This window comes from Arthrobacter sp. NPDC057388 (assembly GCF_042668165.1).
GTDB lineage: Bacteria > Actinomycetota > Actinomycetes > Actinomycetales > Micrococcaceae > Arthrobacter.
Genome location: NZ_JBHVBL010000023.1, coordinates 20,115 through 32,655, shown reverse-complemented (window position 1 = coordinate 32,655; position 12,541 = coordinate 20,115). Strand labels below are relative to the sequence as shown.

Genomic DNA, 12,541 nt, shown 5'->3' with positions numbered 1-12,541 from the left:
GCGTGTGCAGCGATTGCTCTTCCGGCCGGCGCGCGATGGCGCGGCTTTTGCTGACGGGCGCCGGTCTGACGGCCTTGGCTGCCTGCACTCCTAATCCTGCTCAGCAGGAAGCCCCTGCAGCAGGTTCTTCCGTAGCGGGTACGTCCGCCTCCAGCGGCAGTTCCGCGCCGGCATCCACAACCAGCTCCGCCCCGGGGTCGCCAACAGCTTCCGCTGCGCCCTCGTCCGGCACGTCCGCGAAGTCGCCCAGCGCACCCGCGCCGTCCACAACGACGGCGGCGGCAGCACCGCCGTCGGCCGCGTTACGCCTGCCCAAGCAGTATTCGCTGAACGCGCCCACCAGCCCCTGGGTGATCGTCAACAAGCACCGCCCGCTAAAGCCGGCCAACTTTGTCCCGCCCAATCTGGTCCAGCCCAAGGTGGCTCTCGCCGTTACCGGCGAAGCGGCACAGCTGAACAGCACGACGGCGGCTGCCGCAGAACGGATGTTCGCCGCCGCGGCGGCGGACGGCGTGACTATGACGCTGGCCAGCGGCTACCGCTCGTATGCGACGCAGACGGTCACGTACAACGGCTATGTGAGCTCCCAAGGGCGGGCGGCAGCGGACACCGCTTCGGCGCGTCCCGGCCACTCCGAACACCAGACGGGCTGGGCGTTCGACATCGGCGACGGCGGCGGGGCATGCAGCTTCCAGCCATGCTTCGCCGAGCAGCCGGCCGCCGTCTGGGCCAAGGCCAACGCGCACCGCTTCGGCTTCGTGGTGCGGTATCCGTGGATGCAGCACACCATCACCGGGTACTTTTACGAGTCGTGGCACCTGCGGTACATCGGCGTCGAGGCGGCCACGGACATGCGGAAACGCGGCATCGCCACCCTGGAGGAGTACTTCGGCGTGGAGGCCGCCCCCGGCTACCGCTGAGGTGGCCTGATGCCGGTTCTCTGCAGGCCGGACACCGGCCCGGCCGAGTCATTGCGGTAATTTGGATGGCATGCTTAGCGGATTCAAGAAGTTCATTCTCAAGGGAAACGTCATCGACCTGGCCGTAGCGGTGGTTATAGGATCGGCCTTCAGCGCCGTGGTTGATGCGCTGGTTAAGAGCGTCCTGATGCCGCTGATCTCGTGGCTGGTCGGAGAGCCGAACTTTGACGACTTCCTGGCGTTCGGGGACGTGCGGTTCGGCGTGCTGCTCACCGCAGTGGTCAACTTCCTGCTGGTCGCCTCCGCGCTCTACTTCGTCATCGTGGCGCCGATGAACAAGCTGATCGAGCACCGCAACCGGAAGCTGGGCATCGGGCAGGACACCAAGCAGGAAGCGGCCGAGGATCCGCAGATCGCCCTGCTGAAGGAGATCCGCGACGCCCTGCATGCACAGAACCAGGGTGCCAAGTAGGCAGGTGCCACGTAGCCCGGCATCCAACCAGGCCCCAAACGCCACCCGGCCCCAGCGCAACAAAAAAGCAGCCCGCCTCTTCCGGACTTTTCAGTCAGGGAGGCGGGCTGCTTTTGTCTTGGAAGGCGAGCTTAGCCGACGGGTTCCAGTGCCAGCTGCGTCTTCACAACCTGGGCGAGGCGTTCGGCGATGACCTGGGCGGTCTGCTGGTCGCCGGCCTCCACCATGACGCGCACAACCGGCTCGGTGCCGGAGGGGCGCAGGAGCACGCGGCCGGCGTCACCCAGCTCAGCCTCGGCTTCCTTCACGGCGGCGGCCAGGGTCTCGTCCCCGCCCACGCGACTGCGGTCCACGTCCTTTACGTTGATGAGGACCTGGGGCAGCTTGGTCATGATGGTGGCGAGGTCCTTCAGCGGACGGCCGGTGAGGGCCACCTGGGCTGCCAGCTGCAGGCCGGTCAGCACGCCGTCGCCGGTGGTGGCGTAGTCGGCGAGGATCACGTGGCCGGACTGTTCGCCGCCAAGGTTGTAGCCGCCGTCGCGCATTTGCTCCAGCACGTACCGGTCCCCCACGCCCGTCTCGCGGATGGCGATGCCGGCGTCGCGGAGGGCGATCTTGAGGCCGAGGTTGCTCATGACAGTGGCAACGAGGACGTCGTCCTTGAGCTTGCCGGCATTCTTGAGGGCAACGGCGAGGATGGCCATGATCTGGTCGCCGTCCACCTCGTTGCCTTCATGGTCCACGGCGAGGCAGCGGTCGGCGTCGCCGTCGTGGGCAATGCCGAGGTCGGCACCATGCTCCACCACTGCTGCCTTGAGCGGGCCGAGGTGCGTGGAGCCTACGCCTTCGTTGATGTTCAGGCCGTCCGGCTCGGCGCCGATGACCACGACGCCCGCGCCGGCGTCCTTGAAGACCTGCGGGGAACAGCCGCTGGCGGCACCGTGGGCGCAGTCCAGGACCACCTTGAGGCCGTTGAGGTTGTGCGGGAGGGTGCCCAGGAGGTGGACGATGTACCGGTCCTCGGCGTCGGAGAAGCGCTGGATGCGGCCAACCTCGCCGCCCACGGGGCGGAAGGGCTCCTTGCCCAGCTGGGCCTCGATGGCGTCCTCCACCTCGTCGGGGAGCTTCTGGCCGCCGCGGGCGAAGAACTTGATCCCGTTATCGGGGGCCGGGTTGTGCGAGGCGGAGATCATGACGCCAAAGTCGGCGTCCAGGTCTGCCACGAGGTAAGCGGCGGCGGGGGTGGGCAGGACACCGGCGTCGTAGACGTCGATGCCGGAGCTGGAGAGCCCGGCCTCGACGGCCGCGGCGATGAACTCGCCGCTCGCGCGGGGATCCCTTGCCACCACGGCGCGCGGCCGTGCGCCTTCGCTGGTGCGTTCATGGCCAAGCACGACGGCGGCGGCCTGGGCCAGCTGCAATGCGAGCTCGGCAGTCAGCAGGCCGTTCGCCAGGCCCCGGACACCGTCTGTTCCAAATAATGTAGACATCGGGTCCAAGTTTAGACGATTGAGGTACCCGTACCTGCCCAAAACGACGGGGCGGAGGGGCGTTGCGGGCATTTCCCCTGCTCACGGCACTGCCCCGGCGCTTTAACTGGCGTTAACGGCAGAAGCCCGCCCCGCCAATGGCGGAACGGGCTTCTGATCGAGGCGAGAACGCCTCGGCAAACGCGATTAGCGCTTGTGGAGCCGAGCGCTAAAAAGCGCCGAGGGCCCCAACACGAGGTCGCGCCAGCGGCCACGTGTTGGGAAGGCGCCGTTTTAGCGCTTGGAGTACTGCTGAGCCTTGCGTGCCTTCTTGAGACCGGCCTTCTTACGCTCGATGACGCGGGCGTCACGGGTGAGGTAGCCGGCCTTCTTCAGGGTGGCGCGGTTGTTCTCGACGTCGATCTCGTTCAGCGAACGGGCGATGCCGAGGCGCAGTGCACCGGCCTGGCCGGAGGGGCCACCGCCGTGGATGCGGGCGATGACGTCGTAGGCGCCTTCGAGATCCAGGATCTTGAAGGGCTCGTTGACGTCCTGCTGGTGCAGCTTGTTCGGGAAGTAGTTCGCCAGCTCGCGGCCGTTGATGATCCACTTGCCGGAGCCCGGCACAACGCGAACGCGTGCAACGGCTTCCTTGCGGCGGCCAACAGCTGCGCCGGCAACGGTCAGTGCCGGGCGCTCCTTCTTCGGGGCAGCTTCTGCAGCAGAGCTTTCCGAGGTGTAGCTGGTCAGGTTTTCCTCAGCCTCAACGGCTTCGGTGGTCAGTTCATCGTTCTGAGCCACGGTTCTCCTTGTAGATAAAAGTGTTGGTGGCCAGGACTACTGGGCGACCTGGGTGATTTCGAAAGTCTTGGGCTGCTGGGCTGCGTGGGGGTGCTCGGCGCCACGGTAGACCTTCAGCTTGCTCAGCTGCTGGGCAGCGAGGGAGTTCTTCGGGAGCATGCCCTTGATGGCCTTCTCAACGGCGCGGACCGGGTTGGTCTCCAGCAGTTCCGCGTAGTTGACGGAGGTCAGGCCGCCCGGGTAACCGGAGTGGCGGTATGCGCGCTTCTGCTCCAGCTTGGCGCCGGTGAGGGCAACCTTTTCAGCGTTGATGATGATGACGAAGTCGCCCATGTCCATGTGGGACGCAAAGGTCGGCTTGTGCTTTCCGCGCAGCAGTGTTGCGGTCTGGCTGGCAAGACGACCCAGGACAACGTCGGTGGCGTCAATGACGTGCCACTGGCGGTTGATATCGCCGGGCTTCGGGGTGTACGTACGCACGGTGTTTGCCTCGTTCTTGTTCTGGCGTTCTGGGTTTAGGCGTCGCACGGGGCGCGCCTATTATCTATGCGCGACCGGAACAGAGGTGAGGGCTCTATGGACCAGTTATCCCTAAGTCCCGAAAATGCCCGTTGGGTTAGCGACCCTGCAACTGGATCCCCAAGCGGGCACGCATCATCGAGAAAGGACACGCACAACGACTACCAAGAATAGCGTGAACCGAACACCCGGGTCAAAATGGGTTATCCGGCGGCGGGGGCTTGGAGTCCTGCGCCAGCGCCGGGCCCTTCCACCCAGGAGTCCATGTGTCTTCAGCAGGCATCGTGTCGCCAGCAGGTATCGCCGCCAACGCCGGTCCGCTCTTTGCCCTCGCTCCTTTTGCGGTGGCCATCGGGCTCCTTGGTATTTTACTCAGCCCCCTCGCTGAACTCCTTATCGCCCGTGCGCTCCCCCGCCTCGGCGGGCTGCCGCGCGTACGGACCAGAATCACGACGGCGGCACTCACCGGGTTGCTGTGCGGCACCCTTGCGCTGCGGTTGGGCGTGGAGTGGTCACTGCCAGCCTTTCTGCTGCTCGCCGTACTCGGCGTGCAACTGGCCCGCATTGACGTCGCCCATCATTTGCTGCCGAATCCCCTGGTGCTGACTCTGCTGCTGGCCGGCCTGGCGCTCCTCCTCGTGGGCAGTTTCGCGGCGTCAGAGTGGGGCGAGCTGCTTCGCGCTGTGGCCGGCGCGGCCATCCTGTTCCTCATTTTCCTGATTCTGGCCCTGATTTCGCCAAACGGCATCGGCATGGGGGACGTTAAGCTCGCCGCCCCGGTCGGTCTTTACCTGGGTTACTTGGGTTGGAGCCAACTGTTCTACGGGGGCGCGCTCGGCTTCGTGCTGGGTGGTATTTTGTCCGTCGTTTTGATTAGGCTAAATCGCGCCAATTTGCGCTCCGAAGTTGCTTTTGGACCCTCGATGCTCGCCGCGGCTTTAGGCACCGTGTTATTGGCATCCTAAAGTCGAGTTTCCAAGGTTAAACGTAAAATCCAGCGTCTGTACCTTGATGATTTCTTGACCATCCAAGTAGTCGAGTGCTTATGAATTCCCTAACCTGAGTACCTGTTTGTGGGGAATACTCATATTGTCGCAAAGAAAGTCGGGTAGAGCTACGCATTGTTGCCGGCGTGCTTCCGGGTGGATTCTTTTGCTATCGAAGCGCCAGCCCTTCGCGGAAATGGGGGGAGCTGGAATTCGGTAAATTAATCCACCGAATTTAAGGAAAATACAATGACTACTCTCATGGTCTCGGTTCTTGCATTCGTCTCTGGAATCAAGGATCGTCTGGAATCCGAAAAAGGCGCCACGGCAACCGAGTACTCGCTGCTGATTGCATTCGTGGCATTTGCCATCATGGGCGGCGCAATTGTTTTCGGCGACGCCCTCAGCGATTGGTTCAGCGCCCTCGGAGACGAAATCGCCGGCTGGGCAGTAGCACCGTAGCAATCTGCTCCATTCCGGTGGGTGCCGCGTCCGCAAAGCGTGAACGCGGCACCCACCCTTTTCTCCCACACCCGCCCGTTCATGTTGCATCCGTCCAAGGGGGGATCCATTGAAACGCCGCAATTCCACAACCAGTCAGCGTGACCGTGGGGCCGTAGCCGTCGAATTCGCTCTTGTTGCCCCCATCCTTCTTGCCCTAGTGGCGGGAATTGTCGAGTTCTCGCACGCGTACAACCTCCAGATATCCGTTACCCAGGCGGCACGGGAAGCGGCCCGAGAGATGGCAATCGAGGACGACCAGGATGCGGCAGCGTTAGCCGCCGTCGCCGGTGCACCCGGGTTAAACGGCGCCGCCTTTGAGTACGCCTTTTCGCCAGAAACCTGCACTGCGGGAGAGAACATGACCGTCACCATCAGCTATCCAGCGGCCACGCTAACGGGCATTTTTGGCAACAGCGTCACGGTTACTGGAGCAGGAGCCATGCGATGCGAAGGCTAAAGCAGCGGCCTGATTCCGAGCGGGGTGCCGCGGGCGTCCTGGTAGCGGTGATGATGCTGGCAATCATCGGTGCCGGCGCACTCGCCGTTGACGTGGGCCAAATTTACGCCGAGCGGGCGCAGCTCCAGAATGGCGCAGACGCCAGCGCGCTGGCTGTGGCCCAGGCTTGCCATAAGACGGGCTGCACCCAAGCGGAAGCTGAAGAATTTGCCGCGGAATTGGCCAACAGCAATTCCAACGACGGCGACTCGAACGTGTCGGAAGTGAACCTTTCCGTAGCGGATCAGGTGACCGTCCGGACCACCACTAAGAACGGCAGCAGCAGCGTGCTGGCCAAGCTGTTCGCCAACGTCCTAAACGCACCGGCGGTCAGCGTGGGCGCGCATGCCACGGCGTCCATCGAAGTCCCAGGATCGGGCGGCGGTTTCCCGCTGGCCCTTTCCGAATGCCAGTACGACCTCACAGACGCGGTGGAAACCGGTGTCCTGCAGCAGATCCGCTACAAACCCGGAATGGGAACCTGCACATCGACGTCCGGACATGCCATTCCCGGCGGATTCGGCTGGCTCAACCAGAACGGTGGCCAGTGCAGGGCAACCACCGACACCGAGGATAACGCAGCCTACGATCCCGGCGCGGACTACCCCAACAAACCCGGCGAAAACTGTGACGCAGTCCTCCAGGGCTGGATCGATTCGATCCAGGCAGGCAACGAAGTACTTGGCGTTTTCCCCGTATACGACAACGCCGGCAAGGACAAAGGAAATGGCTGGTTCCACATTCGTGGGTACGCCACGTTCCAGATGGTCGGATGGAAGTTTGGCGGCGGCTCGAGCGGCCCCCGGACGTACAACAGCTCCCCCACTCCGGCTACCGCCTGCGTGGATCCCTGCCGCGGCATCATCGGCAAATTCAAGAAGTTCGAATCTATTGATGCATTCGAAGGAAATACCGGCACCGGAGACGACCTTGGAACCGTCTACATTCGCCTCACCAACTAATTACTTAGCTAGGGGGATAAAATGAAAGCTCGCCTTTTCGGAGGAATTGCCGCATTGTTAGTGGCAATTATTGGAACCGTCCTGTTGGTCAACTATGTGCAGAATGCTGATAAACGCGCGTTGGCGGACACTGAAACCGAATCCGTATATGTGGTGGAGAAAACAATCACAGCCGGCACTGGAATCGACAAGACTGCCGGCGCCGTCGTCCGGAAAGACGTACCAAAACTCGCCGTCGCTGCCGGTGCCGTGACCGATCTGAAACAGGTTGGCCAGAAGGTCGCCGCCGTGGACCTGATGCCGGGCGAGCAGCTCCTCAGCACCCGCATGGTGGACGCGGCGTCCATCCTCGGTCCGGCCAGGGTGCAGGTTCCAACGGGCATGCAGGAGCTCACGCTCAAGCTCCCCATCGAACGCGTGGTGGGCGGCACGCTTACCGCCGGGGATACGGTGGGCGTCTTCCTCTCCATGGAGGACTCCGCTGCAAAGACGGGCAAAACGCAGCTGACCTTCCACAAGGTCCTGGTCACCGCGGCACAGTTCAGCAACGGCAGCGCAGCCACCTCTCAGGAGACCACGGCCCAGGAAGATTCATCGAAGGGTGCCCTCAACTCAAAGAAGTCCGATACGTCGAATGGGACCTACCTCATCACTCTGGCCCGCAACTCCGCCGATGCTGAGCGGATCATCTTCGCCACCGAGTTCGGGAGTGTGTACCTCTCGAAGGAGCCGGCGAACGCGGTGGAGGGTACGTCCGGCGTCGTGAACACCGGAAGGCTGTTCCGATGAGCCGCTTCGTCCTCATCACCCCCAACGCCGACTTCGAACGCCGCGTCCAGCTGGCCGTTTCCGGGATGCACGGCTCGTTGCGGGTTTTCCAGGCGGACTACCTCCCCGAAAGCCCGCAGGACTTCGTCCGGCAGCTCGTCGGCGAGCCTCCGGAAGTACTGATCCTTGGACCGGGTCTGCCGGTTGACGGCTCTTTGAAACTGGCCTCGGTTATGGATCTGCAGTACCCCGAAATCAGCGTTGTCCTGGTGGTGCCTGAATCCAAGGAAGTAGTCCTCCAAGCTATGCGTTCCGGTGTGCGGGACCTACTGGACCCGGCCGCGGACCCAGACGGCATTCGTGTCTTGCTGGAGCGGGCCAGCCTCGCGGCTGCGGGCCGCCGTCGTGGTTTGGCCCTTGGGGCGTCCGAGCACGCCGACCATGGCGAGGGCGGCCGGGTCATCGCGGTCATGTCCCCCAAGGGCGGCGTAGGCAAGACCACCGTGGCAACCAATCTCGCCGTCGGCCTCGGAAAGACGGCCCCGATGAGCGTGGTGATCGTGGATCTGGACCTGCAGTTCGGCGATGTTGCCAGCGGGCTGATGCTGGATCCGGAACACACCATTACGGACGCGGTGGTGGGTGCCTCAAGCCAGGACTCGATGGTGCTCAAGACGTATCTCACCGTCCATCCCGCCGGTATCTACGCTCTGTGTGCGCCAAAAAATCCAATCGAAATGGACAGGATAACCGGCGAGCAGGTCACCCACCTCCTTAACCAACTGCGCGAGGAGTTCCACTACATCGTGGTGGACACGGCACCGGGTCTGGGTGAGCACGTCCTGGCCACGCTGGAGCAAGCAACCGATGCTGTCTGGATCTGCGGCATGGACATTCCCAGCATCCGCGGCCTTCGAACGGGCTTCCAAATCCTGGCTGAGCTTGGGCTGCTCCCGGAGAAGCGGCACGTGGTGCTGAACATGACGGACCGGCGGGGAGGCCTCACCTTGCAAGACATTGAGGCCACGATCGGGGCTCCTGTGGACGTTGCCCTCCCCCGCTCCAAGACGCTGCCCTACTCCACAAACAAGGGAGTGCCCATCCTGCAGGACGGGAGCCGGGATACGGCAGGCAAAGGGCTCCGCCAGCTGGTGGAGCGCTTCAAGCCCAATTGGGAAGAAAGACCCCACAAGAAGCTGCACAGAAGGGCGGTAGTCCAGTGAACCTCACAGACCGGCTACAGAATCTGCGGGGCGAGCCGAAGCCCAGCCTCGAGAAGCCCCAGCCCGATGACGTCTTCAAGCCCAAGCCTGCAGCCGCCACGCTCGGCCAGAAGCACGAGGAGCAAGCCGCAGGCTCGGCGGCGAGCGCTACCGCGTTCTTAGACATGCCAGCCGCAACCTCCGTTGCCAGCGAGACCCTGAATGCCCTGAAAGAACGGGCGACCCAGACGTTATTTGAACGGCTGGGTTCACGGCTTACCGATTCCACGCTCGACGACGAGGAACTGCACCAGTTTGTCCGGGATGAACTGAAGATCGTTGTCGATGAAGAGCAGGTCCCGTTGTCCGGCCCCGAGCGTCAGCGGCTCATTCGGGACATCATCGACGACGTCCTGGGCCATGGCCCCATCCAGCGTTTCCTCGACGACCCGACCATCACCGAAGTCATGGTGAACCGCTATGACCAGGTATATGTGGAACGGCAGGGCCGCATCCTCCCGACGGACACGAAGTTCACATCGGACGACGCGCTGCGCCGGGTGATCGAGCGAATCGTATCCAAGGTGGGCCGCCGTATCGACGAGTCCTCACCGCTGGTGGACGCCCGGCTTGCGGACGGCTCGCGCGTCAACGCCATCATCCCCCCTCTGGCCGTCAACGGGCCTGCCCTGACCATCCGGAAATTCGGCCGTGAAGCGCTGACGGTCCATGACCTAGTGTCCCTGGGCAGCCTCTCCCCCGAGATGGCCGAGCTCCTGCATGCCTGCGTCGTAGCCCGGATGAACATCATCGTTTCCGGCGGCACCGGCACCGGCAAGACCACCCTCCTGAATGTCCTGTCGGGCTTCATCCCGCCGGACGACAGGATCGTGACCATCGAGGACGCCGTCGAACTCCAACTCCAGCAGGAACACGTCATCCGCCTCGAAAGCCGACCGCAGAACATCGAGGGCAAAGGCGAAGTTTCCATCCGTGACCTGGTCCGGAACTCACTCCGCATGCGCCCGGACAGAATCGTGGTTGGCGAAGTCCGTGGCGGCGAATGCCTCGACATGCTGCAGGCCATGAACACCGGCCACGACGGCTCCATCTCCACCGTTCACGCCAACTCGCCACGGGACGCCATTGCGCGCCTCGAGACACTGGTGCTGATGGCGGGGATGGATCTTCCGCTCCGTGCCGTACGCGAGCAGCTAGCGTCCGCCGTCAACCTGGTGGTTCACATCACCAGGATGCGCGACGGCTCGCGTCGGGTCACCCACATCACCGAGGTGCAGGGCATGGAAGGCGACATCGTCACCCTCCAGGATGCTTTCGTGTTTGACTACTCCGCCGGCATGGACGCCAACGGCCGCTTCCTCGGGAAACCGGTGCCCACGGGCGTCCGGCCACGGTTTACCGAGCGGTTTGCGGAACTCGGCATCGAGGTTTCGCCGGCCGTGTTCGGGGCATCGCTCATCGGCTTTACTCCTCCAAGGGGGCGGTGACATGCTAGGCGACTCCGGCATTTTCGTTGTGGCACTGGTGCTGCTGTACCTCGCCATCTTCCTAGTCTTCGGCGTGACGCTCAGGCCGAAATCGGGCCTTCCGATGTCGCGCCGCCGGCCTGACGTCCCCGTTGCCCCCTCGTCCCTGACCAAGCTCACCGGCCAGGCCGTGGGTGTACTCAACAAGGGCCTCAAGAAGCGTGGGTCGGGACTTCTTACCCAGGACCGACTGGACGAGTGCGGGCTCAAAAAGGAGCCGGGCGACTACCTGATCATGGCCGGTGTGATCACGCTGACGGCCGCCGTCGTCGGCTTCTTCCTTGGCGGTGTTCTTGCCGCCGTCCTCCTGACGCTTGCGACCCCGCTGGGACTGCACCTGCTGCTCAAAGTTCTGGCGGCGCGCCGCCGTCGGCAGTTCGACCAGCAGGTGCCTGACACGCTGCAGATGTTCTCCGGCGGCCTGCGGGCCGGACACAGCCTGCTCAGAGCTGTGGACGCGGCCGGGCAGGAAAGCCAGCCGCCCATGTCTGAGGAGCTTGGACGCATTGTCAATGAGACCAGGATTGGCCGGGATCTGGGCGAGTCCTTGGCGGAGGTTGCCCGACGGACGCGGAGCGAGGATTTTCTCTCCATCGCGCAGGCCATCGAAATCCACCGTGAGGTGGGTGGTGACCTGGCGGAGGTCCTGGACCACCTTGGCGACACCGTTCGGGACCGCAACCAGGTACGGGGACAGATCCGGGCCCTCAGCGCCGAAGGCCGGATGTCGGCGAACGTCCTCATGGCTCTGCCGGTGGTGATGTTCATCGGACTGACGCTGTTCAACGAGATGTACTCCCGGACCTTCACAAGCACGCTGCCCGGCTACCTCATGATCGCCGCGGCAGCAGTGCTGCTCACCGTAGGCGGCTTCTGGCTCAGCCGGATCGTCAAACCCAAGTTCTAGGAAGAAGGTGGTCAACATGCAGCCTGTGGCATATGCGGCGATCCTCGCAGTGATCGCGCCCGTGACAGTCATGACATGGTTCGTCTTCACCAGCGACCGGGCGGGGCTCCGCAACATCCAGGCGAACCTCGGCCGGGTCTCCAAAACCAAGGGCCCGGCGCTCAGCGCTCACGAGAAGCTGATACTCGCCAGCCGTCGGATCATGCCGAAGGGCTACGCCGCCTGGCTGGATCGGCAGCTCGCCGGCGCGGGCCGGCCCAAGGACTGGCCGCTGGCCCGCCTCATCATGGTCAAGCCGCTGCTCGCGTTCTTTGGCGGGGTTGTGGGGTACCTGTTCTTCGCCGGTGGCCCGTCGGCGCAGCGTTTCCTCATCATGGTAGGGGTGACCGCTCTTTGCTACTTCACCCCGGACCTGCTGGTGCGCAACCGTGCACAGAAGCGGCGGGAGGCCATCCGGCTGGAGCTCCCGGTTGCACTGGACCACATGCTCATCTCAGTCCAGGCCGGCCTCGGGTTCGAGGCGGCCATGGGACGTGCCGGCACCAATGGACACGGACCGATGGCAGAGGAACTGATCCGCACGCTCCAGGACATCCAGGTGGGACGGTCGAGGAAGGACGCCTACCTCGCCATGGCGGAACGGGTGGATGTACCGGACGTCCGCAGCTTCGTCCGGGCTGTGGTTCAGGCGGATGCCTACGGCGTTGCCATCGCCGGCGTTCTGAAGACCCAGGCGGAGGACATGCGGATCAAGCGGAAGCAGCGCGCCGAAGAGCACGCCATGAAGATGCCGGTGAAGATGCTGTTCCCGCTGATCTTCTTCATCCTGCCCACGCTGTTCATCGTGGTCCTCGGGCCCACGGTGATGAGTATCATTTCGCTGTTCACGGGGTAGGTGCTTCTTGATACTTCGCGGCCCGTCGGTTCATTGAACCGATGGGCCGCTTCTGCCGTGGTTTGGGTGTTGAAAACGCTTCAAGGTTCAAGG

General features: G+C 63.6%; 14 protein-coding genes. 11 read left to right on the top strand and 3 right to left on the bottom strand.

What is annotated here, in order from left to right; genetic code table 11:
* The first annotated feature begins 2 nt into the window (after positions 1-2).
* Both ACFUTU_RS12480 and mscL read left to right on the top strand, forming a co-directional pair.
* Positions 3-920, top strand: coding sequence for a D-alanyl-D-alanine carboxypeptidase family protein (locus ACFUTU_RS12480; protein ID WP_377964647.1), 918 nt, complete (start codon positions 3-5; stop codon positions 918-920).
* Between the two features lie 70 nt (positions 921-990).
* Positions 991-1,392 (top strand): large conductance mechanosensitive channel protein MscL, encoded by a 402-nt coding sequence (gene mscL, locus ACFUTU_RS12475; protein ID WP_377964645.1) that lies wholly within the window; start codon positions 991-993, stop codon positions 1,390-1,392.
* A 131-nt stretch (positions 1,393-1,523) separates the two neighbouring features.
* Here mscL and glmM read toward each other — a convergent pair whose 3' ends face one another.
* The 3 genes from glmM to rplM all read right to left on the bottom strand — a co-directional run bounded on the left by glmM (position 1,524) and on the right by rplM (position 4,142).
* Positions 1,524-2,882, bottom strand: coding sequence for a phosphoglucosamine mutase (gene glmM / locus ACFUTU_RS12470; RefSeq protein ID WP_377964643.1), 1,359 nt, complete (start codon positions 2,880-2,882; stop codon positions 1,524-1,526).
* Positions 2,883-3,155: 273 nt separating this feature from the next.
* Positions 3,156-3,662, bottom strand: a complete 507-nt coding sequence (rpsI, locus tag ACFUTU_RS12465; protein ID WP_377964641.1) for a 30S ribosomal protein S9 — start codon at positions 3,660-3,662, stop codon at positions 3,156-3,158.
* Positions 3,663-3,698: 36 nt separating this feature from the next.
* On the bottom strand, positions 3,699-4,142 hold the full coding sequence (gene rplM / locus ACFUTU_RS12460; RefSeq protein WP_377964706.1) for a 50S ribosomal protein L13: 444 nt from the start codon (positions 4,140-4,142) through the stop codon (positions 3,699-3,701).
* A gap of 323 nt (positions 4,143-4,465) precedes the next feature.
* On the opposite strand from rplM, the gene ACFUTU_RS12455 reads away from it, so the two are divergent.
* The 9 genes from ACFUTU_RS12455 to ACFUTU_RS12415 all read left to right on the top strand — a co-directional run bounded on the left by ACFUTU_RS12455 (position 4,466) and on the right by ACFUTU_RS12415 (position 12,448).
* A complete protein-coding gene (locus ACFUTU_RS12455) occupies positions 4,466-5,146 on the top strand; it encodes a prepilin peptidase (RefSeq protein WP_377964704.1) in 681 nt (226 codons plus the stop codon).
* 270 nt (positions 5,147-5,416) lie between these two features.
* Positions 5,417-5,629 (top strand): Flp family type IVb pilin, encoded by a 213-nt coding sequence (locus tag ACFUTU_RS12450; RefSeq protein ID WP_377964639.1) that lies wholly within the window; start codon positions 5,417-5,419, stop codon positions 5,627-5,629.
* A 109-nt stretch (positions 5,630-5,738) separates the two neighbouring features.
* Entirely contained in the window at positions 5,739-6,128 is a 390-nt protein-coding gene (locus ACFUTU_RS12445) for a TadE family protein (RefSeq protein ID WP_377964637.1), read from the top strand.
* Positions 6,116-7,129: a TadE/TadG family type IV pilus assembly protein gene (locus ACFUTU_RS12440; protein ID WP_377964635.1), complete on the top strand. Its 1,014-nt coding sequence runs from the start codon at positions 6,116-6,118 to the stop codon at positions 7,127-7,129. Before ACFUTU_RS12445 ends, ACFUTU_RS12440 begins: the two co-directional genes overlap by 13 nt.
* A 120-nt stretch (positions 7,130-7,249) precedes the next feature.
* A complete protein-coding gene (locus tag ACFUTU_RS12435; RefSeq protein ID WP_377964633.1) occupies positions 7,250-7,918 on the top strand; it encodes a Flp pilus assembly protein CpaB in 669 nt (222 codons plus the stop codon).
* Positions 7,915-9,120: a CpaE family protein gene (locus ACFUTU_RS12430; RefSeq protein ID WP_377964631.1), complete on the top strand. Its 1,206-nt coding sequence runs from the start codon at positions 7,915-7,917 to the stop codon at positions 9,118-9,120. Before ACFUTU_RS12435 ends, ACFUTU_RS12430 begins: the two co-directional genes overlap by 4 nt.
* Entirely contained in the window at positions 9,117-10,607 is a 1,491-nt protein-coding gene (locus ACFUTU_RS12425; protein ID WP_377964629.1) for a CpaF family protein, read from the top strand. Before ACFUTU_RS12430 ends, ACFUTU_RS12425 begins: the two co-directional genes overlap by 4 nt.
* A gap of 1 nt (position 10,608) precedes the next feature.
* Positions 10,609-11,553: a type II secretion system F family protein gene (locus tag ACFUTU_RS12420; protein ID WP_377964626.1), complete on the top strand. Its 945-nt coding sequence runs from the start codon at positions 10,609-10,611 to the stop codon at positions 11,551-11,553.
* Positions 11,554-11,569: 16 nt separating this feature from the next.
* Entirely contained in the window at positions 11,570-12,448 is an 879-nt protein-coding gene (locus ACFUTU_RS12415) for a type II secretion system F family protein (protein ID WP_377964624.1), read from the top strand.
* The last annotated feature ends 93 nt before the right edge of the window (positions 12,449-12,541 follow it).